Source organism: Mesobacterium hydrothermale (assembly GCF_035818635.1).
Taxonomy (GTDB): Bacteria; Pseudomonadota; Alphaproteobacteria; order Rhodobacterales; family Rhodobacteraceae; genus Mesobacterium_A; species Mesobacterium_A hydrothermale.
This window is the reverse complement of the sequence record NZ_JAYLLH010000012.1, coordinates 67,966-89,502: the sequence shown is the minus strand read 5'-3', so window position 1 is coordinate 89,502 and position 21,537 is coordinate 67,966. Positions and strand designations below refer to the sequence as shown.

20 protein-coding genes are annotated in these 21,537 nt (G+C 65.5%); 18 read left to right on the top strand and 2 right to left on the bottom strand.

The features are described 5' to 3' along the window. The first annotated feature begins 35 nt into the window (after positions 1-35). From hutI to VK792_RS10620, 9 genes are all read left to right on the top strand, one after another. Positions 36-1,241, top strand: coding sequence for an imidazolonepropionase (gene hutI / locus VK792_RS10660; protein ID WP_326297468.1), 1,206 nt, complete (start codon positions 36-38; stop codon positions 1,239-1,241). Continuing rightward, positions 1,238-2,782 (top strand): histidine ammonia-lyase, encoded by a 1,545-nt coding sequence (gene hutH / locus VK792_RS10655; RefSeq protein WP_326297467.1) that lies wholly within the window; start codon positions 1,238-1,240, stop codon positions 2,780-2,782. Before hutI ends, hutH begins: the two co-directional genes overlap by 4 nt. Beyond that, on the top strand, positions 2,779-3,576 hold the full coding sequence (gene hutG, locus VK792_RS10650; protein WP_326297466.1) for an N-formylglutamate deformylase: 798 nt from the start codon (positions 2,779-2,781) through the stop codon (positions 3,574-3,576). The genes hutH and hutG overlap by 4 nt, the downstream gene beginning before the upstream one ends. Continuing rightward, on the top strand, positions 3,573-5,240 hold the full coding sequence (gene hutU, locus VK792_RS10645) for a urocanate hydratase (protein ID WP_326297465.1): 1,668 nt from the start codon (positions 3,573-3,575) through the stop codon (positions 5,238-5,240). The genes hutG and hutU overlap by 4 nt, the downstream gene beginning before the upstream one ends. Before the next feature lie 147 nt (positions 5,241-5,387). Continuing rightward, positions 5,388-6,233 carry an amino acid ABC transporter permease gene (locus VK792_RS10640; RefSeq protein ID WP_326297464.1) on the top strand — a complete coding sequence of 282 codons (846 nt, stop codon included), beginning with the start codon at positions 5,388-5,390 and terminating at the stop codon, positions 6,231-6,233. Positions 6,234-6,271: 38 nt separating this feature from the next. Then, positions 6,272-7,105 carry a transporter substrate-binding domain-containing protein gene (locus VK792_RS10635; RefSeq protein WP_326297463.1) on the top strand — a complete coding sequence of 278 codons (834 nt, stop codon included), beginning with the start codon at positions 6,272-6,274 and terminating at the stop codon, positions 7,103-7,105. Between the two features lie 63 nt (positions 7,106-7,168). Further along, the gene (locus tag VK792_RS10630) at positions 7,169-8,065 is read left to right on the top strand and encodes an amino acid ABC transporter permease (protein ID WP_326297462.1); all 897 of its coding nucleotides are present in this window, start codon (positions 7,169-7,171) and stop codon (positions 8,063-8,065) included. Between the two features lie 57 nt (positions 8,066-8,122). Beyond that, positions 8,123-10,201 (top strand): 4Fe-4S binding protein, encoded by a 2,079-nt coding sequence (locus VK792_RS10625; RefSeq protein WP_326297461.1) that lies wholly within the window; start codon positions 8,123-8,125, stop codon positions 10,199-10,201. Further along, on the top strand, positions 10,198-11,082 hold the full coding sequence (locus tag VK792_RS10620; RefSeq protein WP_326297460.1) for an FAD:protein FMN transferase: 885 nt from the start codon (positions 10,198-10,200) through the stop codon (positions 11,080-11,082). Before VK792_RS10625 ends, VK792_RS10620 begins: the two co-directional genes overlap by 4 nt. Here the strand turns inward: VK792_RS10620 and VK792_RS10615 are convergent. Both VK792_RS10615 and pedF read right to left on the bottom strand, forming a co-directional pair. Next, positions 11,079-11,984 (bottom strand): substrate-binding periplasmic protein, encoded by a 906-nt coding sequence (locus tag VK792_RS10615; protein WP_326297459.1) that lies wholly within the window; start codon positions 11,982-11,984, stop codon positions 11,079-11,081. The two genes, VK792_RS10620 and VK792_RS10615, sit on opposite strands and share 4 nt — an antisense overlap. Before the next feature lie 12 nt (positions 11,985-11,996). Further along, positions 11,997-12,680, bottom strand: coding sequence for a cytochrome c-550 PedF (gene pedF, locus VK792_RS10610; protein WP_326297458.1), 684 nt, complete (start codon positions 12,678-12,680; stop codon positions 11,997-11,999). A gap of 177 nt (positions 12,681-12,857) precedes the next feature. On the opposite strand from pedF, the gene VK792_RS10605 reads away from it, so the two are divergent. The 9 genes from VK792_RS10605 (at position 12,858) to VK792_RS10565 (ending at position 21,535) form a co-directional block, all read left to right on the top strand. Further along, positions 12,858-14,015, top strand: a complete 1,158-nt coding sequence (locus tag VK792_RS10605; RefSeq protein WP_326297457.1) for an ABC transporter substrate-binding protein — start codon at positions 12,858-12,860, stop codon at positions 14,013-14,015. Further along, positions 14,012-14,974 (top strand): YVTN family beta-propeller repeat protein, encoded by a 963-nt coding sequence (locus VK792_RS10600; protein ID WP_326297456.1) that lies wholly within the window; start codon positions 14,012-14,014, stop codon positions 14,972-14,974. Before VK792_RS10605 ends, VK792_RS10600 begins: the two co-directional genes overlap by 4 nt. Before the next feature lie 21 nt (positions 14,975-14,995). After that, a complete protein-coding gene (locus tag VK792_RS10595) occupies positions 14,996-15,430 on the top strand; it encodes a hypothetical protein (protein WP_326297455.1) in 435 nt (144 codons plus the stop codon). Continuing rightward, positions 15,427-16,158 carry an ABC transporter ATP-binding protein gene (locus VK792_RS10590; RefSeq protein ID WP_326297454.1) on the top strand — a complete coding sequence of 244 codons (732 nt, stop codon included), beginning with the start codon at positions 15,427-15,429 and terminating at the stop codon, positions 16,156-16,158. The genes VK792_RS10595 and VK792_RS10590 overlap by 4 nt, the downstream gene beginning before the upstream one ends. Next, the gene (locus tag VK792_RS10585; protein WP_326297453.1) at positions 16,143-16,934 is read left to right on the top strand and encodes an ABC transporter permease; all 792 of its coding nucleotides are present in this window, start codon (positions 16,143-16,145) and stop codon (positions 16,932-16,934) included. The genes VK792_RS10590 and VK792_RS10585 overlap by 16 nt, the downstream gene beginning before the upstream one ends. A 151-nt stretch (positions 16,935-17,085) precedes the next feature. Next, the gene (locus VK792_RS10580) at positions 17,086-17,502 is read left to right on the top strand and encodes a c-type cytochrome (RefSeq protein WP_326297452.1); all 417 of its coding nucleotides are present in this window, start codon (positions 17,086-17,088) and stop codon (positions 17,500-17,502) included. A gap of 224 nt (positions 17,503-17,726) precedes the next feature. Continuing rightward, positions 17,727-19,493: a PQQ-dependent methanol/ethanol family dehydrogenase gene (locus VK792_RS10575; RefSeq protein WP_326297451.1), complete on the top strand. Its 1,767-nt coding sequence runs from the start codon at positions 17,727-17,729 to the stop codon at positions 19,491-19,493. Positions 19,494-19,633: 140 nt separating this feature from the next. Next, positions 19,634-20,338, top strand: a complete 705-nt coding sequence (locus VK792_RS10570) for a response regulator transcription factor (protein ID WP_326297450.1) — start codon at positions 19,634-19,636, stop codon at positions 20,336-20,338. Positions 20,339-20,368: 30 nt separating this feature from the next. Beyond that, positions 20,369-21,535 carry an FIST N-terminal domain-containing protein gene (locus VK792_RS10565; RefSeq protein WP_326297449.1) on the top strand — a complete coding sequence of 389 codons (1,167 nt, stop codon included), beginning with the start codon at positions 20,369-20,371 and terminating at the stop codon, positions 21,533-21,535. The last annotated feature ends 2 nt before the right edge of the window (positions 21,536-21,537 follow it).

The following is a 21,537-nucleotide window of genomic DNA, read 5'->3' as shown; positions in this document are numbered from 1 at the left end:
TGAATATACGCAGATCAAGCAAGTCCGATTCTGCGATGTCCGACACCCTCCTTACCCACCTGACGCTGGCCACGATGCTGCCCGGCGGCGCCCCCTACGGGTTGATCCCAGACGGCGCGATTGCCCTGCGCAATGGCCGGATCGACTTTGCCGGCCCCGCCGCCGACCTGCCTGCGAACCTTGCCGCCCTGCCCGCGCGGGACTGCGGCGGACGATTGGCCACGCCGTCGCTGATCGATTGCCATACGCATGTGGTGTTCGGCGGCGACCGCGCACGCGAATTCGAAATGCGCCAGCAGGGGGCCAGCTATCAGGACATCGCAAAAGCGGGCGGCGGCATCGTTTCAACCGTGCGCGCAACGCGCGCCCTGACCGAAGCCGACCTGCTGGCCGCGGCCCTGCCCCGCGTCGATGCGCTGATCGCCGAGGGCGTGACCGCGATCGAGGTCAAATCGGGCTACGGCCTTTCCATCGCGGACGAGCTGAAGATGCTGCGCGCTGCCACGCGGATTGCCGACGCACGCCCGATCCGCGTTCACCGCAGCTTTCTGGGCGCCCACGCGATCCCGCCGGAATACGCGGGCCGCCCGGATGCCTATCTTGACGAGGTCTGTCTGCCCGCGCTGATGGCCGCCCATGCCGAAGGGCTGGTCGATTCCGTCGATGGTTTCTGCGAAGGCATCGCCTTTTCCCCTGACCAGATCGCGCTTGTGTTCGACCGGGCGCAGGCGCTTGGCCTGCCGCTGCGGCTGCATGCCGAACAGCTGTCGAACCTAGGTGGCGCGGCGCTGGCGGCGCAACGCGGGGCGCTGTCGGCCGATCATCTGGAATATCTGGACGGTGCGGGCATCGCCGAAATGGCGCGCGCCGGCACGGTGGCCGTTCTGTTGCCCGGCGCGTTCTACACCCTGCACGAAACCCGCAAACCGCCGGTCGAGGGCTTGCGCGCAGCGGGCGTGCCGATGGCGGTCGCCACCGACTGCAACCCCGGCACCAGCCCGATGACGTCGATCCTGCTGGCGATGAACATGGCGGCGACCTTCTTTGGCCTGACCCCCGAAGAAGCGCTGGCCGGGGCCACGCGCCACGCCGCCCGCGCCCTTGGGCTGACCGATTGCGGCACGCTTGCGCCCGGCATGCGCGGCGATATCGCGCTCTGGAACGTCGGCCACCCGGCGGAACTGTCCTATCGCATCGGGTTCAACCCCCTGCACACCCGCATCTTCGGAGGCACCCTTTGACCGAACTGATCCTGCGCCCCGGCGCAACCACGCTGACCGAACTGGAGCAGGTCTATCGTGGGACAGGCCCTATGGGCCTGCACCCTTCGGCCCACCCGGAAATCGTTGCAGCGGCGCAGGTGATCGCCGGGGCGGCGGCGGGTGACGCCGCAATCTATGGCGTCAACACCGGCTTCGGCAAACTGGCCCATGTCCGCATCGCCCCCGACCAGACCGCAACCTTGCAGCGCAACCTGATCCTGTCGCATTGCGCCGGTGTCGGCGCACCGATGCCCGACAGCGTCTTGCGCCTGATGATGGCGCTGAAACTGCTGTCGCTTGGGCGCGGCGCCTCGGGTGTGCGGCTGGACGTGGTGCACTTGATCGAAGGCATGCTGGCCCGTGGCGTGATGCCCGTGGTGCCCGATCAGGGGTCCGTCGGGGCCTCGGGCGACCTGGCCCCGCTGGCGCATATGGCGGCGGTGATGATCGGCGAAGGGCACGCGCGCGTGGGCGGGGAAACCCTGCCCGGGGCGCAGGCATTGGCGCTGGTCGGGCTGGCGCCGGTGACGCTGGGCCCGAAAGAGGGGCTGGCGCTGATCAACGGCACGCAGTTCAGCACCGCCTATGCCTTGGCGGGCCTGTTCGAAACCTGGCGGCTGGCGGGCGCGGCGCTGGTCACCTCTGCGCTGACCACCGACGCGATCATGGGATCGACTGCGCCGCTCTTGCCGGAAATCCACGCCCTGCGCGGCCACCGCGGCCAGATCGAAGCCGCCGCCGCGATCCGCAGGCTGATGGACGGATCGGAAATCCGCGAAAGCCACCGCGACGGCGACAGTCGGGTGCAGGACCCCTATTGCATCCGCTGCCAGCCACAGGTGATGGGCGCCTGTATCGACCTGCTGCGCCACGCCGCCTCTACGCTGGTGATCGAGGCCAACGCCGCCACCGACAACCCGCTGGTGCTGCGCGACTGCGGGCGCATCGTGTCGGGCGGGAATTTCCATGCCGAACCGGTGGGCTTTGCCGCCGACCAGATCGCGCTGGCCCTGGCCGAGATCGGCGCGATTGCGCAGCGCCGCGTGGCGCTGATGGTGGACCCGACGCTGAGCTTTGACCTGCCGCCGTTCCTGACGAAAGAGCCGGGGCTGAATTCCGGCTACATGATCGCCGAGGTGACGACCGCCGCGCTGATGAGCGAGAACAAGCACCTCGCCAACCCCTGCACCACCGATTCAACCCCCACCTCGGCCAATCAGGAAGACCATGTGTCGATGGCCGCGCATGGGGCCCGGCGGCTGATGCGGATGGCCGACAACCTGGGTCATATCCTTGGGGTCGAACTGTTGTGCGCCGCCCAGGGCGTGCAATACCGCGCGCCGCTGCAAACCAGCCTGACGTTGCAGGCGGTGATCGCGGAACTGCGCGGCCATGTTCCCGAACTGGCGCAGGACCGGTTCCTTGCCCCCGATCTGGAAACCGCCGCCGCGCTGCTGCGCAGCCGCGCACTGCTGGACGCCGCCGATGTCGGGCCGCTGCTGCAGCTGGAGGACGCATGACCATCGAAGTCTCCCGGGGCGACCTGCCCGTCATCCTTGCCCTGCCCCATACCGGCACCGATCTGCCGGACGAGGTCCGCGCGGCCTTGTCGCCTGTTGGGCTGGCCCTCGCCGACACCGACTGGCACATCGACCGGCTGTACGACGGGCTGCTGCCCGGCGCGACCGTGGTGCGCACCGGGACCCATCGCTATGCCGTGGACGTGAACCGCCCGCCGGATGGCGAAAGCCTGTATCCCGGGCAGAACACAACCGCCCTGTGCCCGCTGACCGATTTCGACGGCCGGCCCCTGTATCGCGACGGGCACCAACCAGACGCGGCGGAAATCGCGCGGCGCCGCGATGCCTTTCACGCGCCCTATCACGCCGCGCTGTCGCTGGAACTGCAGCGGCTGCGGTCGAAACACGGCGCGGTGCTGCTGTATGATTGCCATTCGATCCGGTCGCGGATTCCCTATCTGTTTGACGGCACCCTGCCCGATTTCAACATCGGCACCGCCGACGGCCAAAGCTGTGCGCCGGACATCGAACAGGCCGCGCTGCGGATCGCGCAAGGCGCCACGGGCTATCGCACTGTCCTGAACGGCCGGTTCAAGGGCGGCTGGACCACGCGCCACTATGGCCGCCCGGCGGACGGCATCCACGCCATTCAGATGGAACTGGCGCAATCCGCCTACCTGACCGACGAAGCCGCGCCCTGGGCCTATGACACGCCCAAGGCCACGCACCTGCGCCGCTGGCTGGGGGATATCCTGGCCGCGTTGACCGAAACGATACTGGAGCTGCCCCGATGACCCATCTTCCCAACGCCCGCACCATCCGCGCCGCCCGTGGTCCCGAGATCAGCGCGAAAAGCTGGCAGACCGAGGCCCCGCTGCGGATGCTGATGAACAACCTGGACGCCGAGGTGGCCGAAAACCCCGGCGAACTGGTGGTCTATGGCGGCATCGGCCGCGCCGCCCGAACCTGGCAAGATTTCGACCGCATCACCGCCGCCCTGACCGACCTGGAAGCGGATGAAACCCTGCTGGTGCAATCCGGCAAACCGGTCGGCATCTTCCGCACCCATGCGGACGCGCCGCGCGTGCTGATCGCCAATTCCAACCTTGTGCCGCATTGGGCCACGTGGGACCATTTCAACGAATTGGACCGCAAGGGGCTGATGATGTACGGCCAGATGACCGCCGGGTCGTGGATTTACATCGGCTCGCAGGGCATCGTGCAGGGCACCTATGAAACCTTTGTCGAGGCCGGGCGCCAGCACTATGGCGGCAACCTGCGCGGCAAGTGGATCCTGACCGGGGGCCTGGGCGGCATGGGCGGCGCGCAGCCGCTGGCCGCCGTCATGGCCGGGGCCTGTTGTCTGGCGGTCGAATGCGACCCCGACCGGATCGCGTTCCGCAAGCGCACCCGCTATGTCGACGAACAGGCCGAAACGCTGGACGAGGCGCTGGAAATGATCGCGCGCTGGACCGCCGCGGGCGAGGCGAAATCGGTGGGCCTGCACGGCAATGCCGCCGACATCTTCCCCGAACTGGTGCGCCGGGGCGTGCGCCCGGATATCGTGACCGACCAGACCTCGGCCCATGACCCGGTGAACGGCTATCTGCCGCAGGGCTGGACGCTGGCGGACTGGCGCGCGAAACGCGAAACCGCCCCGAAAGAGGTCGAGGCCGCTGCCCGTGCCAGCATGAAGATCCATGTCGCCGCGATGGTGGATTTCTGGAACGCGGGCGTGCCGACGCTGGATTACGGCAACAACATCCGCCAGGTCGCGCTGGAAGAAGGGCTGGACGATGCCTTTGCCTTCCCCGGCTTCGTGCCCGCCTATATCCGCCCGCTGTTCTGCCGGGGCGTCGGTCCGTTCCGCTGGGCCGCGCTGTCGGGCGACCCCGAGGACATCTATCGCACCGACCAGAAGGTCAAGGAACTGACCCCCGGCAACACCCACCTGCACAACTGGCTGGACATGGCCCGCGACCGCATCGCCTTTCAGGGTCTGCCGGCGCGGATCTGCTGGGTGGGGCTGGGCGACCGGCACCGGCTGGGGCTAGCGTTCAACGACATGGTGGCCAAGGGCGAACTGAAGGCCCCGGTGGTGATCGGGCGTGACCACCTTGACAGCGGATCGGTCGCCAGCCCGAACCGGGAAACCGAAGCGATGAAGGACGGCTCTGACGCGGTCAGCGACTGGCCGCTGCTGAACGCGCTGCTGAACACCGCCAGCGGCGCAACCTGGGTCAGCCTGCATCACGGCGGCGGCGTCGGCATGGGCTTTTCCCAGCACGCCGGCATGGTGATCTGCGCCGACGGCACCGACGACGCGGCGCGCCGGCTGGAACGTGTGCTGTGGAACGACCCCGCCACCGGCGTCATGCGCCACGCAGACGCCGGCTATGACGAGGCGCTGGACTGCGCCCGCACCCACGGGCTGCGCTTGCCAGGCATCCTTGGCTGACCTATGTCGTGGCGCGGCCGCAATGGCCGCGCTGCATAAAAAAATTGCACCGCTTCAGGAAAAATCTTTTACTGCCAGTAAAATCTTTCCTGATGTCTGTGCAAATCCGCGCGCAGAAAATACCCTTGGTCCGAGCGCGAGGCACAGATGACCACACCCGGACCAGACACCATCGAAATGCTTCGGGCACATGACCGCAAGGCGCGGCTTGGCCTGTTGCGGCGCAACACGTCGGACTGGGTGATCTTCTTGGCCGGTGTGGCGCTGATCATCTGGGGCGTCGTCGCCGGTGCCGGCGCGATGCGCTATAACTGGCAGTGGTACCGCGTGCCGCGCTATTTCTATCGCGAAATCGACGGGGAAATCATCTGGGGCCCGCTGATCAAGGGCCTGATCGTCACGCTGCAAATCACGCTTTGGGGTGCGGTGCTGGCCTTTGGCATCGGGCTGGCGGTGGCGTTGCTGCGCCTGTCGCGGTCCTATGCCGGGCATGCGCTGGCGACGGTTTATCTTGAGCTGATCCGCAATACGCCGCTGTTGGTGCAGATGTACCTGTTCTACTTCGTCCTGTCCCCCATTCTGGGGATCGAACGATTCTGGACCGGCGTCCTGTGCCTTGCGGTGTTCGAGGCGTCTTTCATTTCGGAAATCATTCGCGGCGGCATTCTGTCGGTACCCCGCGACCAGTGGGAAGCCGCATCATCGCTGGGCCTGCGCTCGCGGGTGGTCTATGGCAAGGTCGTGCTGCCGCAGGCGGTGCCGCTGATGCTGCCGCCGCTGACATCCTCCATGGTCAACCTGACCAAAAGCTCGGCCATCGTGTCGACGATCGCGATCTTCGACCTGACCAACGAAGGCCGAACCGTCATCGCCGACACGTTCATGACCTTTGAAATCTGGCTGACCGTTGCCGGCATCTACCTGTGCCTGACGATCACCCTGTCGGCCATTGCAGGATGGCTGGAACGGCGCAGCAGACGCGCCCAACGATAACAATGCAGCAAACGCCTTCATCCAACGGGAGTAAGACAATGAAATTCCTTCGAAACCTTGCCATCGCCGCGGTCGCGGCTCTTGCCTTGACCGGCCCCGCGCCGGTGCAGGCGCAGGACACCCAGCAAGCGTTGTCCGGCGACAGCGTGATCGAAACCATCAAGCGCCGCGGCGTGCTCAAGGTCGGCATGGCCACCTTCGTGCCCTGGGCGATGCGCGACAAGGACGGCAACCTGATCGGCTTTGAAATCGACGTCGCCAAGAAAGTCGCCGAAGACATGGGCGTCGAGGTTGAATTCGTGCCCACCGCCTGGGACGGCATCATTCCCGCCCTGATCTCTGGCAAGTTCGACGTGATCATCGGCGGCATGTCGGTCACCCCGGCGCGCAACCTGACCGTCAATTTCACCGAGCCTTACGCCCATTCGTCCGTGGGCACGATGGCCAACATCGGCAATTCCAAGGATATCGTCTGGCCCGAAGGCTACAATTCGACCGACGTGACCTTCTCGTGCCGTCGCGGTGCAACCCCGTGCGAATACATCAAGAAACATTTCCCCAAGGCCACGCTGCGGCTGTTCGACGACCAGAACCAGGTGGTGCAGGAAGTGCTGAACGGCAATGCCAACATCATGCTTGGCTCGCAGCCGCTGCCCGCCTTCGTGATCTATGACAACCCCGAGGTGGTCTTTGCCGCGACCGACACCAAGATCGACCCGTCGGACGAAGCCTTTGCCCTGCGCAAGGGGGATCCGGATGCGCTGAACTTCTTCAACAACTGGATCCGCCTGCGCACCCGCGACGGCTGGCTGGAAGAGCGGCACCAGTACTGGTTCGGCGGTCGTCCCTGGGCCGACCAGGTTCCGGACTGAGTTTGAAAACAGTCGGGGCGGTCACGTGCCGCCCCACATCGCAAGACCACGACAGGCGCCTTCATGTATCCAGATCCCGACCGGAAACGCCACTTCGGCCTCTTTGACCTGGTGATCATCGGCCTTGTGCTGGGGTTCGTGCTGTTCTTGTGGTACCGCGTGTCCGACGTGCTGGTCTACAAATGGAACTGGAGCTTTCTGCCCCGCGCCCTGTTCCGCCCCAACGCCGAAACCGGCTGGTGGGAACCGAACCTCCTGCTCGAAGGGTTCCTGACCACGATCCGCCTGTCGCTGTGGTCCATGCTTCTGGCCAGCATCATCGGGCTGACCCTTGGGATCCTCGCCAGTCGCACGCGGCTGCTTCCGCGTCTGACCAGCAGCGCCTATGTCGGGCTGATCCGCAACGTGCCGCCGCTGGTTTTCATCTTCGTCTTCTATTTCTTCGTGTCGTCCCAGATCATCCCGGCGCTCGGCATCGACAGCTGGGCCCGCAACATGGGCCCCAGCGCCGAACGCATCACCGGCCTTGTTGCCGGGCCGCCGGTATTGCTGGAAAACTTCATCGCGGGCGTCATCAGCCTTGCCATGTTCGAGGCGGCCTATATCGCGGTCATCGTCCGGGCCGGAATCGAATCCGTCCCGCAATCGCAGATCGAAGCCGCCAAGAGCGTCGGGCTGAAGCCGTTCTACGTTTTCCGGCTGGTAGTCTTTCCGCAGGCGCTGCGCGCGGTGACGCCGCCGCTGGCCAACCAGTTCATCATGCTGGTCAAGGACAGTTCCATCGTATCGCTGATTTCCGTACAGGAATTGACCTTTGTCGGTACGGAAATCGCCGTGTCGTCGCAACGCCGGTTCGAAACCTATATCGTCGTCGCGGTTCTGTATTTCGTGCTGTGTTTCGGCCTGTCGCGGCTGTTTGCCCGGCTGGAAAGCCGCCAGCGCCTGTCAGACCAACGCTGACCAAGCGCGACCAAGGTCCAATGGTTCCCGCAGGGGCGCTGGTCCTAACCTGTGCCCATGCGCCTTGTCCTTGCCCTTCTTGTGTTGCTGCTGTCCGTGACCGGACCGGTTCTGGCCGATCCGCTGGATCGTGACGGGCTGGCCGCGCTGATCCTGCCGCCCTACGCCCTGGGCGAGCCGCTGGGTGAGGACGGTGTTCATGCCCTGCTCAATTCCGGCGGGGCCGAGGCGGGCTATGTCTTTCAGACCGAGCCATTGGCGCCCCTGCCCGGCTTTTCCGGCGCACCGATCAACCTGCTGGTCCTGCTGGATCTGGATGGCCGGTTCATCGACGTGCGCCTGATCGAACACAACGAGCCGATCTTTGTCTCTGGCCTTGGCCAGGCGCCGTTCCACAAGTTCGTGGAACAATACCAGGGCCTGTCGATCAACCAGCCGATGGTTGTCGGTACCCCCTATGGCCATGGCGCGACGGGCAGCGGGGTCACCTATCTGGACGGAGTGACCAAGGCCACCGCCTCGGTCCGGATCGCGCATGAATCGATCATGGGCGCAGCGCTGGCGGTGGCGCGCGAAAAGATGCAGGGCATCGCCAAGGGTCCCACCGGCTTTCCCGACCCCGACCATTCCGAGCCGCTGACCTGGGCCGATCTGGTCGCGCAAGGGCTGGCGACGCACAAGGTGGTCACCAACGCCCGGATCGACGCCGAATTTGCCGGCACGATCTGGGCCGAGGACGATCCAGAGGCGCAGGCCGATCCCGATGCGCCCTATCTGGATCTTTGGGTCGTCGATCTTGGCCCCGCCTCGATCGCCCGCGCGGCACTGTCGGACGCGGGCTATGACGAATTGCGGGGCTTCCTGTCGATTTTCCCCGACGAGGAACCGATCCTTGTCATCGAAACCGCCCGTCACGGGCTGGTCAGCCCTGATTTCGTGCGCAACACCGCGCCCGACTGGTTGCAGGCGGAACAGGACGGGCTGCCGGTGGCGCTGCGCGACAGCGACCTGTTGGTCGAGCTGGCCAGCGGCGTGCCCGAGGGCGTGGCGATGATCCTGCGCACCGACCGGCGGTTGGGGTTCGACCCAAGCCGCGACTGGGTTCTGAAGGTTGCCGCCGTGCGCGAACACGGCATGTTCCAGCCACAGATCGGCACCGTCACCCTTGATGTGCCGCATCGGACAGCGGCGCGGTTCTTCACCCATCCCAAGGCGCCCGCGGCCCCCGCGCCGCCGTGGCTGACCGCGCTGCGCGACCGGGCGACAGACCTGATCGCCCTGTCGCTGATGCTGACGGGTCTGTGCGCCATCCTGCTGCTGCGGATGAACCGCCTGGCCGGGCTGCGCGCCTTTCCGGCGATCCGCCTGACGGTTCTGGCCGCCGTTCTGGGCTTTGTCGGCTGGTGGGGACAGGGGCAGTTGTCGATCGTCACCGTGCTGGGCGTGCTGCGCACCGTGACCGAGGGCGGCAGCCTTGCCTTCCTGCTTTACGATCCGTTTTCGTTGATCGTCTGGGCCTTTGCCATCCTCGGCTTCGTGCTATGGGGGCGCGGGCTGTTCTGCGGCTGGCTTTGCCCCTTCGGTGCGATGCAGGAATTCGCCTTTGCCCTTGGCCGCCGTATGCGCCTGCCCACGGTAGAGCCCACGGCACTGTGGGACGAACGGATGAAACTGGGGAAATATGTCTTGCTGGCGGGGTTGGTCGCGACCGTGTTCGTCGCCCCGGACGAGATCGATACCGTGGCCGAGGTCGAACCGTTCAAGACCGCGATCACCACCGTCTTCCTTCGTGACTGGCCCTTTGTCGCCTATGCCGTGGCGATCCTTGCGACATCGCTGCTGCTGTTCAAGGGCTACTGCCGCTATGTCTGCCCGCTGGGCGCGGTGATGGCACTTGGCGGGCTCTTGCGCGGACGTGACTGGATCGCGCGGCGGCGGGACTGCGGCAGCCCGTGCCAGTTGTGCCGGGTGAAATGCGCCTATGGCGCGATCCGGCCTACCGGCGGCATCGACTATTCCGAATGCTTCCAGTGCCTTGACTGCGTAACCATCCACGACGATCCAAACCGTTGCGTGCCGTTGATCCTGTCGGCGAAGCGCGCGGCGCGTGCCCCCCGGAAGGACGCCGCCGAATGACCCTGACCCGCCGCCGTTTCCTGACCCTCAGCGCCGCCGCGCTGGCCCTGCCCGCGGATGCCGCGCCATTGCGCTGGCAAGGCTACGCCCTGGGGGCAGAGGTGGCGCTGACCCTTCATGCGCCCGCGCCACAGGCAAAGGCCGCCCTGACCGCGGTGCGCGCCGTGCTGACCCATATCGAGCAACAGTTCAGCCTGTATGACCCCGGGTCCGCCCTGTCGCGGTTGAACCGGGACGGGCGTTTGGCGCGGCCTGATCCCGATTTCGCGGCACTGATGCACCTGTGTGACGATCTGCACCTTGCTACGGCGGACCTGTTCGACCCGTCGGTGCAGCCCATGTGGCAGGCCCTGGCACGCGGCGACAGCGTCCCCGATGTGCCGGACTGGACCGCGCTGCGCCAGGATGCGACAGGCATCCGGCTTGCCCCCGGTCAGGCGCTGACGTTCAACGGCATCGCGCAGGGATATGCCACCGACCTTGCCCGCGCCTGTCTTGTGCGCCACGGGCTGACGCGGGCATTGGTCAATATCGGGGAATTCGCGGCGCTTGGCGGGCCGTTTCGCCTGGGCGTCGCGGATCCGGCGGGCGCCATGCTGGCGGTAGAGCCCCTGACCAACCGCGCGCGCGCGACCTCCAGCCCCGGGGCGATGGTGCTGAACTCTGGCACGCCGCATATCCTGGACCCCAAAGGCCAGCGCCAACCGCTGTGGTCCACGGTCAGCGTCGAGGCCGACAGCGCGGCGGTGGCCGACGCGGCCTCGACCGCGTTCTGCCTGATGTCAGAAACGGAAATCGACGGTTGCCTGTCCCGCCTGCCGGGTCAGGGCGCGCGGGTGCTGCTGGTCGATGCCACGGGGCGGATTACCCGGATCGGCTAGCGCATCTCGGGCGGGCGAAAGCTGAGGCCATGGGCGGCAAAGATCTGCGCCATCCGCCCGTCCTGAATGGCCGCGACGATCGCGTCATCGACGGCATAGGCCAGCGCGCGATAGCGGACATGCACCCCGACGCCGGCGACCCAACTGCCAACGGCAAACCCCGGCAGCGGCGGCGCGTGGACGGCCAGTTCATCGCTCAAACCGGCCTCGAGCTGCGCAAGCGGGCCCATCGCGGCCTTGGTCTTTCCGTCTGTCAGGCCCTTCATCGCCGCTGCCATGGTCGGAAAGCGTTGGACGTTGCGCGACACCTGCCCGCCCGGAAAGGCAGACAGGTAGAAATCGGCAATCGAGTCATTTTCGACCGCCACGCTGTCAAAGCGGAAATAGGCCGGAACCGGCGGATCGTCGGGATAGGCGTCGCGGCGATAGGCGATGGCGACCTCTTCGACATGGTATTGACCGGTAAAGACAAACTGTTCCACCCGGCAGGCAAAAGCGCTGTCATAGGGCACATGCAGCATCACGTTGGCCACCGATCCGCCCACCACCGGGCCTTTCCAGATCCAGTTGCGCAGGTCGTCTTCCAGTGTTTCGCCAGGGGCGACCAGGATGAAACGCGCCGTCACGCCCAAAGCCTCGGCGATCAAGCGGCCGATATCGATATCGACGCCGACGGGGTTGCCGCCCTGTTCATAGGACCAGGGCGGGAAATCCTCGTAGGCGGCGAAGGTGATGAACCCGCGCTCCAGGATCGTGTCGAGGTCCTGTCCGACGATATCGCGCGATGCGTTCTGCGGCCGTGCCTGGGGCACATGCTCGGAACAGCGGGCCTGCGCGGGCAAAGCCGGCCAAATGGCCAGAAGCAGTGAGGAGAGCAGCCCCGCGCGCAGTGTTCCCGGCATGTGCCCCATCCCTCAATGCGCGGCGGACAGGCCGATGGTCAGCGCCTCGGCCGCCGCGGCAGGGTTCGGGGTGTCGCCAGAAATCAGGTGTGCGGCGCGGAAGGCCACGCTGTCGGCCACCGGCGCGCCAGAAGCGGTTTCGATTTCCGCCGCAATGTCTGTCAGCTCCGCCTGCAAGGCCGCGATGTCCGCCCCTTGCCCGCCCTGCGCCATATCCATCAGAGTGTCGCGGATCTCGGTCAGGCGCGGTGTGGCCTCCTCGACCCCGTAGTCATCGGGCCGGGTTTCGATATAGGTGCGGATCGCCCAAGCGGCTTTCTGGCCCAGAAGCTCTCCGAAGGCAGGCATCTTGGTGGTGCCGTTCTGGGTATAGCCGTGGCGGAACCGCTCTATGAACCATTCGTCGCCGTATTCCTCGGCCTCGAGAAAGCGCAGGTCGGGGGCCAGACCGCCCGACACGACGCCCAGACCATGACAGCGCGCGCAATTCTGGTTGTACCCGCTGTCGCCGATTTCGACCGCGGTCTGCCAGACGTCGGGGCCCATGTCGCGATAAGGGTTCTCGGTCAGCCAGTCCTCGCCCACCTCGGGCAGCGCGTCGGTGTTCATCGGCTGGGGGGCCACGTCGCCATGGGCCTGCACAAGCACGGCAGAAGCAATGAGCGCGGCGGCGGTGGCGTGGGGCAGTCTGAACATCTCGGTCCTCCCTTTCGTCAGTGGTGCCCCGTTCTATCCCGCCCCCGGACCGGACGATATTCGACCAAGGTTCAGGTTGGGCCGTGCGGGCCTACGACGATGGTCGAATGGCCGCGCGGGTGGCGCGCGCCGTATCGTCGGGGCCTGACACCCGCAGCGTGGATCGAGGGAGGAGACATGCGCGTCCTGTTTCTGCTTTTCGCGCTTTTCGCCGCCCTGCCCCTGCGCGCAGAGGTCACCGTGACCATGGTCTACCTGCGCGTCGAACAGGACCGCCCGCCGGTTCTGTCCAACCTTGACCCGGTGCCGGATCGGCTGGGCCTTGACGGGGCCGAGATCGCGCTGGCCGACAACGTCACGACGGGGCGGTTTCTTGGCCAGACCCATCGGCTGGAAATCATGGACGTGCCGCCGGGCGCGGACCCGCTGAAAACCGCGAAAAACGCGCTGGCGCTGGCGTCGCTGCTGATCGTTGATGCGCCCGCGCCGGTGCTCGTGCGGATCGCCGACCTGCCAGAGGCGCGGGGCGCGCTGTTGTTCAACACCGCCCGCGCCGATGACGCGCTGCGTGGGGCGGACTGCCGCGCCAACCTGCTGCACAGCCTGCCGTCCTTTGCCATGCGGGCCGATGCGCTGATGCAATTTGCCCGGTTCAAGCGCTGGTCCGACCTTGCGTTGATTTCCGGCACGCACCCCGACGATACCGCCTTTGCCCAGGCCCTGCGGGTCAGCGCGCGCAAATACGGGCTGACGCTGCGGGCCGAGAAAACCTGGGCCTTCGATGCCGACATGCGCCGCAACGCCGCGCAGGAAGTGCCGGTTTTCACGCAGGAGCTTGGCGCCTACGACCTGCTGCTGGTGGCGGACGAACTGCACGACTTCGCCCGCTACATCCCCTTCAACACCTGGCTGCCGCGCCCGGTGGCCGGGTCGGAAGGGTTGCGCGCGCTGGCCTGGGCGGCACCGGTCGAACAATGGGGCGCGGCGCAACTGCAAGCGCGGTTCACCGACCACGCCGGCCGGGACATGCAGGCGCAGGACTATGCCGCCTGGGCCGCCGTCCGCGCGATCGGAGAGGCGGTAACCCGCACCGGCTCTGCCGACCCCGCCACGCTGCGCGCCTACCTGCTTGGGCCCGATTTCGCGCTGGCGGGTTTCAAGGGCCGTCCGCTGTCCTTCCGCGCCTGGAACGGCCAGATGCGCCAGCCCATTCCGCTGGTCACCCGAACGGCGCTTGCCGAACAGGCGCCCCTGCCCGGTTACCTGCACCAGCACAGCGAGTTGGACACGCTGGGGCAGGATCGCCCCGAAACCACCTGCGAGGCTTTCCGATGACCCTGCGCCTGACCACCGCGCTTTGCGCCATGCTGACCGCCAGCCCCCTGATCGCCGGCGAAATCTGGGTATCGAACGAAAAGGACGACACGCTGAGCGTGATCGACATCGACACGCTGGCGGTGATCCGCACCCTGCCCACCGGCGACCGCCCGCGCGGGATCACCTTCAACCAGGATTATTCGCGGCTGTATATCTGCGCCTCGGACAGCGACACGGTGCAGGTGATGGACCCGGAAACCGGTGAAATCCTGCACAACCTGCCGTCGGGCGAAGACCCTGAACAGTTCGTGCTGCACCCGAACGACCGGCACCTCTACATTGCGAACGAAGACGACGCGATCACCACCGTGGTCGATACCGAAACCCGCACCGTCCTGGCCCAGATCGACGTGGGGATCGAACCCGAAGGCATGGCCATCAGCCCCGACGGCACGATCGCGATCACCACGTCGGAAACCACCAACATGGCGCATTGGATCGACACCGGAACCCGCCAGCTGTTTGCCAATACGCTGGTCGATGCCCGCCCGCGCCATGCCGAATTCGTCAAGCGCGGAACAGAGCTGTGGGTGAGCGCGGAAATTGGCGGGACGATTTCCGTCTTCGACACCGCGACACAGGGTGAAAAGGGCAAGATCCGCTTCGCTGTCAAAGGCGTGCATCCCGACCGGGTGCAGCCCGTGGGATTCGAGCTGACCGCCGATGAAAAGACCGCGTTCGTGGCGCTTGGCCCGGCCAATCATGTCGCCGTGGTCAATGCCGAAACCTACGAGGTCGAGGACTACATCCTGGTCGGGCGCAGGGTCTGGCACATGGCCTTCAACGGCGACAAGTCGCTGCTGTTTACCACCAACGGCGTGTCCGGTGACGTCACCGTGATCGACGTCGCCCGCCGCAAGCCGATCAAGACCATCAAGGTTGGCCGCTTCCCCTGGGGCGCGGCCTTTCGCCCCTGACCCAGCCCGAAGGAACCCGCCATGCACCGTCTGCCCCTGATCCTTGCCCTGATCGCCACGCCCGCGCTGGCGGTTGAAGACGGCCACGCCTTCGGCCTTGCCGGGCTGTTGTCCCGCAGCAACAAACACGACCTGCGGCCCATCACCCTGTCGGCGGGAATGCCGCTGGCAGACACCGCGTGGGCGCTGCGGTCCGGCACCTATTACGAGGTCGAAATCCAGTCCGACGGCAGCCAGGAACTGGGGCTTGTCGGGCCCGGGTTCTTTCGCGCGATCTGGATCGACGAGATCGTGATCGAGGGGCTGGAGATCCGTCCGCTGGGCCTCGACAGCGTCGAATTCGACGCGGCGGGCGTGATGGAGATCGGCTTTGTCGCGATCAAGCCGGGGCGCTATCACCTGAAGGTTCCCGGCACGACCGGCGACACCCAGCGGCTGGAGATCGAGATCAAATGACCGGGCTGGTGGTCGACGGCCTGTCGTTCAGCTACGGCCGAAAACAGGCGCTGCGCGATGTCAGTTTTCGGGTCGAGCCGGGACGGTTCTGCGCGCTGCTGGGCCCGAACGGGGCCGGGAAATCGACGTTGTTCGCCCTGCTGACACGGCTTTTCACGACGCGGACGGGGCGGATTCAGATCATGGGGCACGACCTTGCCCGGACCCCGCGCAAGGCGCTGGCGCAGATCGGCGTGGTGTTCCAGCAACCGACGCTGGACCTGGACCTGACGGTGCAGGCCAACCTGACCTATTTCGCTGCGCTGCAGGGGCTGTGCGGGCGCGACGCGCGGCGCCGGATCGCCGCAGCGCTGGACCGGCTGGACATGGGCGAACGCGCCCGTGAACGGGTGCGCGACCTGAACGGCGGGCACCGGCGCCGGACGGAAATCGCCCGCTGCCTGCTGCACGATCCGGCGGTCCTTTTGCTGGACGAACCAACCGTGGGGCTTGACGCGGCCAGCCGCGCGGCGATCACGCGCCATGTGCACGACCTGTCGGAAAATAACGGGAAAACAATTCTCTGGACCACACATTTGTCAGATGAGGTGCGCGATTCAGACCAGCTTGTGATCCTGAACCACGGCCAGGTCCGCACTGATGGCACCTGCGCCACCCTGCGCGGCGCGCAGCCGCTGGCCGACTATTTCCAAAGACAAAGCAAGGCCCCGACATGCGCGGCAGCCTGATCGCCCTGCGCGCCATCGCCCTGCGCGAGGCCGCCCGCTTCGTCCGCCAGCGCGGGCGCTTCCTGTCCGCGCTGGTGCGACCGCTGGTCTGGCTCTTGGTCTTTGCCGCGGGCTTTCGCGCCGCGCTTGGCTTGTCGATCACGCCGCCCTACGAGACCTACATCACCTATGAAATCTACATCGTTCCAGGGCTTTGCGGGATGATCTTGCTGTTCAACGGGATGCAAAGCTCGCTTTCTCTGGTCTATGACCGGGAAATGGGCTCGATGCGCCTTTTGCTGACCAGTCCACAGCCACGCTGGTGGCTGCTCTTGTCCCGCATCCTTGCCAGCACGCTGGTGTCGATCCTTCAGGTTGCCGCGTTCCTTGGCATCGCCGCCGGGTTTGGCATCACCTTTCCGGCGCTGGGGTATGTCACCGCCCTGCCGGCGCTGGCATTGGCGGGGATCATGCTGGGGGCGCTGGGGCTGGCGCTGTCTTCGGCGATCCGGCAGCTGGAGAATTTCGCCGGGGTGATGAACTTTGTCATCTTCCCGATGTTCTTTCTGTCTTCGGCGCTGTACCCGCTGTGGAAAATGGCCGAAAGTTCGGCTTTTTTGTACGGTATCTGCGCCGCCAACCCCTTTACCCAGGCGGTCGAGGCGATCCGTTTCGCGCTTTACGCCCAGGCGAACCTGCCGGCGCTTGGCTGGACCGGCCTTTGGGCGGCAGGATTTCTGGCGCTGGCGCTTTGGGGATACGACCCGGCGCGCGGAATGCTACGCCGCAAGACTTAAAAACCCTCAACAAGGCCCTATAACCTTTTGCAAAGGTTACTCTATCACCAAGGGTACGACCAAAGGACAAATGCAATTCAGGGCGTTTTGCGCTTGGATCCGCGAAGGGCGCATGCCTGCCCGGAACCGTCCAAGCCAAAGGATACGATCCATGAAACCCCTGTTCTCCCCCCTTGTTCTGGCGCTGTGCGTGCCGGGCCTGCCCGCGATTGCCAGTGAAACCACCTTTCAGCAGGTGAAGGTCGCCGCCGGCGCCACCCTGTTCGAGGCCGAATGCCGCCGCTGCCATGCCGCGGATGCGTCGGACGCCAGCTATGGCCCGCCGCTGGAAAACATCATCGGGCGCGCCGCGGGCAGCTATCCCGACTATGACTATTCCATCGCGCTGGAGGCGTCGGGCATCGTCTGGACACCCGCCGCGCTGCGCGCATGGATGGAAGACAATGACGGGTTCATGCCCGGCACCAAGATGCGCCATGTGGGCATCGAAGACGCCACGGTTCAAGCGTTCATCCTCGCGTATCTGGAATCGATCACCACGCGGGATGGGTCCGAGATTTCTAAGTAAAATCAGCAGATAATCAGCCGATCCTCTTTCAAACACAGCGTTGCACGCCGGTTTCGACCAGGGACCGGCGTGCCCTTTGGCGTTTGCCGCCGCGCGCCCGGGCCCGACTGCCGCGCCCTACGACCATTGTGCAATTTCGCCGTGCCAAGGCCGCCCCGATACTGTCAGCGCCGGGGGGGCATCCGCCCCGTCGGAGCAACTGATTTTTCGGCGGGAGGACGCAAATGAACCGGTTTATGACAGCAGTCGTCGCTGGCACCCTGATCGCGGGCATGGCCCAGGCAGGCGTGACCGAGGACGATCTGGCCAACGACCAGACGATCACCACCCAGGTGGTCACCAACGGGATGGGGCGGCACCTGCAACGCTACAGCCCGCTGGACACGCTCAACAAGGACAATATCGACAACCTTATCCCGGCCTGGGCCTTCAGCCTTGGCGGCGAAAAGCAGCGCGGGCAGGAAACCCAGCCGCTGATCTATGACGGCATCATGTATATCACCGGCTCTTACAGCCGGATCTATGCCATCGACGTGAAGACTGGCACTGAGCTTTGGCAATACGACGCCCGCCTGCCCGAAGGGATCCTGCCCTGCTGCGACGTGATCAACCGCGGTGCCACGATCTATGGTGACAACGTCTATTTCGGCACGCTGGACGCGCGGCTGGTGGCGTTGGACCGCAAGACCGGCAACGTGGTCTGGCGCAAGAAGATCGCGGACTACAAGGCGGGCTACAGCTATACCGCCGCGCCGCTGATCGTCGACGGCAAGGTGATCGTCGGCAATTCCGGCGGCGAATTCGGGATTGTCGGCATGGTCTATGCCTATGACGCCGAAAACGGCGACCTGGTCTGGACCCGCCCGATGATCGAGGGCCACATGGGCACTTACATGGGGCAGGAAAGTACCATGACCGGCACGCTGAACGCGACCTGGCCGGGCGACATGTGGAAGACCGGCGGCGGCGCGACCTGGCTGGGCGGATCGTATGACGCCGACACCGACACGCTGGTCTTTGGCGCCGGCAACCCGGCACCGTGGAACAGCCACCTGCGCGGCGCGGGCACGCCGGTCGACGGCAACACCGGCGACAATCTCTATGCCGCCAGCCGCGTTGGCATCGACCCCGAGACAGGCGAAATCAAGTGGCACTTCCAGACCACCCCGCGCGAAGGCTGGGACTATGACGGCGTGAACGAGGTGGTGGCCTTTACCGACGCCGCCGGCAACAAACGCTTTGCCACCGCCGACCGCAACGGGTTCTTCTATGTGCTGAACCGCGAAGACGGCGCGTTCGTCTCTGCCACCCCTTTCGTCAAGGACATTTCCTGGGCCGAGGGCATCGACGACACCGGCCGGCCGATTTTTGTCGAGGCCAACCGCCCCGGCAACCCGGCCGCCGCCGCCGATGGCAAGAAGGGCGACGTGATCTTCGCCTCGCCGTCCTTCCTGGGGGGCAAGAACTGGATGCCGATGGCCTATAGCCAGAAGACCGGCAATTTCTACGTGCCGTCGAACGAATGGGGCATGGACATCTGGAACGAGCCGATCAGCTACAAGAAGGGCGCGGCCTATCTTGGCGCGGGCTTTACCATCAAGCCCAACTACGAGGACCATATCGGCAGCCTCAAGGCGATCGACCCCAACACCGGCGAATGGAAGTGGGAATACAAGAACGACGCCCCGCTTTGGGGCGGCGTGATGACCACCGCTGGCGGGCTGGTGTTCTTTGGCACGCCCGAGGGCAAGTTCCTCGCGCTGGATGACGAGACCGGCGAGGTGCTGTGGTCGTTCCAGACCGGCTCTGGCATCGTTGGCCAGCCGGTGACCTGGGAAAGCGACGGCGAGCAATATGTCTCGATCGTATCCGGCTGGGGCGGCGCGGTTCCGCTCTGGGGGGGCGAGGTCGCCAAGAAGGTGAACTACCTCAACCAGGGCGGCATGGTCTGGACGTTCAAACTGCCCAAGCAACTGGCCTCGGCGAACTGACCCTTCCCCCGACAGGCCAAACCGGAACGCGCGCCCTGCGAGGCGCGCGTTCTCTTTGTCCGCTCTACGACTTTAGGCGTATTTGGATTTGCGCCCTCTGTGCGCTACGCTTCGACAGGTTGGGAGAAAGGACATCGGCCATGCTTGCTGCCGTGCTGGACCGGAACGCGGACAAGACCGCGTTCGACAAGGCTCTGATCGTCGACGATCACCCGTTGTTCTGCGATGCGCTGTCGATGACGTTGAAGGCGCTGTCATCGGTCAACACCATCACCACCGCCGCCTGCCTGCAGGACGCACTGGACCGGATCGCAAGCGATGGCAAGCCCGACCTTGTGATCCTTGACCTGAACCTGCCCGACGTGAACGGGCTGGAGGGGCTGTTGCGGCTGCGGAACGCCAGCGACACGCCGATCATCGTGGTGTCGTCCATGGCCGACAACCGCATCGTGAGTTCGGTCATTCATGCCGGGGCCGCGGGCTTCGTGCCCAAGCACAGCCAGCGCGACGTTTTCCGCGAGGCGATCGACGCGATTGCGGGCGGCGGGCGGTATATCCCCGCGGGTTACGTGCTGTTGGAGGACAGCACGGCGCCCGACACCGATGACGCCATCAGCCGCCTGTCGACACTGACCAACCAACAGGCCCGCATCCTGCAACTGATCTGCGCGGGCAAGCTGAACAAACAGATCGCCTATGACCTGTCGATTGCCGAGACAACGGTAAAGGCGCATGTCACGGCGATCATGCGCAAACTGGGGGTGCAAAGCCGCACCCAGGCTGTGCTGCTGGCCTCTGAAGCCAGCTTTGCAAACGTCTTGCACGATCCGGGCCCGTCCGCCTAACCTGCACGACGTTTTGAGGGAGGAGAGGAGATGGACCAGCTTTCAGGTCCGTCCGGGGCGCGTGTCTGCGCCCCGGAAATCGTGCGTGCAGCAACGGTCGAACACGACATGCCGACCCCTGTGACCAAACTGGCCGGATTGATGGGCGATGCGCCGTTGACGCTTGTGGCCCTGTTCATTTCGTCCAGTGCCGACATTCCCGCGATTGCCGCCGAGGCAAATGCCGCGTTTCCCGGTACGTTGGTCATCGGCTGCACCACCGCCGGGGAAATTTCCTGTCAGGGTTATGACTCTGGCAAGATCGTCGCCGTCGGGTTTCCGCAGGCCCATTTCCGCGCCAATACCGTGGTGGTCGAGGACCTGGACAACTTCGACGCCACCGCCGTGATCGACCGCATGATCCAAAGCCGCAACGCCCTGATCCGGGAAACCCCCGATTGGGAATCCGACTTCAACTTCCTGATGATCGACGGTGTTTCGACCCAGGAAGACACGCTGACGTCGCAGATCGCCGCGGGGCTGGGTCCGGTGCCGCTGTTCGGCGGATCGGCGGGCGATGACGACCGGTTCGAAGCCACCTTTGTGCTGCATGACGGCGCGGTGCTGACCAACGCCGCCGTCATTGCGCAACTGCGCACCCGCTGTCGGGTCAAGGTGTTCAAGACCGACCATTATGAACCGACAGAGCGGCGCATGGTCGTCACCCGCGCCTCGCCCGACCGGCGGATCGTGCATGAAATCAACGCCGAACCCGCCGCGCGCGAATACGCGCGGATGCTGGGCAAGGATCCCGAACAGCTGTCCACCTTCACCTTTGCCGCAAACCCGCTGGTGGTGCGGATCGGCGGGCGGCACCATGTCCGTTCGATCCAGCAGGTGACCGAGGAAGGTGACTTGGCGTTTTTCTCGGCCATAGACGAGGGCCTGGTGCTGACACTGGCGCGGGCCAGCGACATGATCGAGCACCTGGAAACCCAGCTTCGGACGCTGGAAACCCACGGCAAGCCCGACGCGATCCTGGCCTGCGACTGCCTGTTCCGCCGGATCGAGGCAGAGCAGCAACAGCTGACCGGGCGCATTTCCCAACTGTTTCGCGAACACCGGGTGGTGGGTTTTTCAACCTATGGCGAGCAGATCAATTCCATGCATGTCAACCAGACGCTGACCGGCGTTGCCATCTATCCGCCCCCAGAGTGACC

Bases quoted from the DNA above. Each gene is read 5' to 3' on its own strand.
- hutI (WP_326297468.1), top strand. From the start codon at position 36: ATGTCCGACACCCTCCTTACCCACCTGACGCTGGCCACGATGCTGCCC.
- hutG (WP_326297466.1), top strand. From the start codon at position 2,779: ATGACCATCGAAGTCTCCCGGGGCGACCTGCCCGTCATCCTTGCCCTG.
- hutU (WP_326297465.1), top strand. From the start codon at position 3,573: ATGACCCATCTTCCCAACGCCCGCACCATCCGCGCCGCCCGTGGTCCC.
- VK792_RS10640 (WP_326297464.1), top strand. From the start codon at position 5,388: ATGACCACACCCGGACCAGACACCATCGAAATGCTTCGGGCACATGAC.
- VK792_RS10635 (WP_326297463.1), top strand. From the start codon at position 6,272: ATGAAATTCCTTCGAAACCTTGCCATCGCCGCGGTCGCGGCTCTTGCC.
- VK792_RS10630 (WP_326297462.1), top strand. From the start codon at position 7,169: ATGTATCCAGATCCCGACCGGAAACGCCACTTCGGCCTCTTTGACCTG.
- VK792_RS10625 (WP_326297461.1), top strand. From the start codon at position 8,123: ATGCGCCTTGTCCTTGCCCTTCTTGTGTTGCTGCTGTCCGTGACCGGA.
- VK792_RS10620 (WP_326297460.1), top strand. From the start codon at position 10,198: ATGACCCTGACCCGCCGCCGTTTCCTGACCCTCAGCGCCGCCGCGCTG.
- VK792_RS10615 (WP_326297459.1), bottom strand. From the start codon at position 11,984: ATGCCGGGAACACTGCGCGCGGGGCTGCTCTCCTCACTGCTTCTGGCC.
- pedF (WP_326297458.1), bottom strand. From the start codon at position 12,680: ATGTTCAGACTGCCCCACGCCACCGCCGCCGCGCTCATTGCTTCTGCC.
- VK792_RS10605 (WP_326297457.1), top strand. From the start codon at position 12,858: ATGCGCGTCCTGTTTCTGCTTTTCGCGCTTTTCGCCGCCCTGCCCCTG.
- VK792_RS10600 (WP_326297456.1), top strand. From the start codon at position 14,012: ATGACCCTGCGCCTGACCACCGCGCTTTGCGCCATGCTGACCGCCAGC.
- VK792_RS10595 (WP_326297455.1), top strand. From the start codon at position 14,996: ATGCACCGTCTGCCCCTGATCCTTGCCCTGATCGCCACGCCCGCGCTG.
- VK792_RS10590 (WP_326297454.1), top strand. From the start codon at position 15,427: ATGACCGGGCTGGTGGTCGACGGCCTGTCGTTCAGCTACGGCCGAAAA.
- VK792_RS10585 (WP_326297453.1), top strand. From the start codon at position 16,143: ATGCGCGGCAGCCTGATCGCCCTGCGCGCCATCGCCCTGCGCGAGGCC.
- VK792_RS10580 (WP_326297452.1), top strand. From the start codon at position 17,086: ATGAAACCCCTGTTCTCCCCCCTTGTTCTGGCGCTGTGCGTGCCGGGC.
- VK792_RS10575 (WP_326297451.1), top strand. From the start codon at position 17,727: ATGAACCGGTTTATGACAGCAGTCGTCGCTGGCACCCTGATCGCGGGC.
- VK792_RS10570 (WP_326297450.1), top strand. From the start codon at position 19,634: ATGCTTGCTGCCGTGCTGGACCGGAACGCGGACAAGACCGCGTTCGAC.
- VK792_RS10565 (WP_326297449.1), top strand. From the start codon at position 20,369: ATGGACCAGCTTTCAGGTCCGTCCGGGGCGCGTGTCTGCGCCCCGGAA.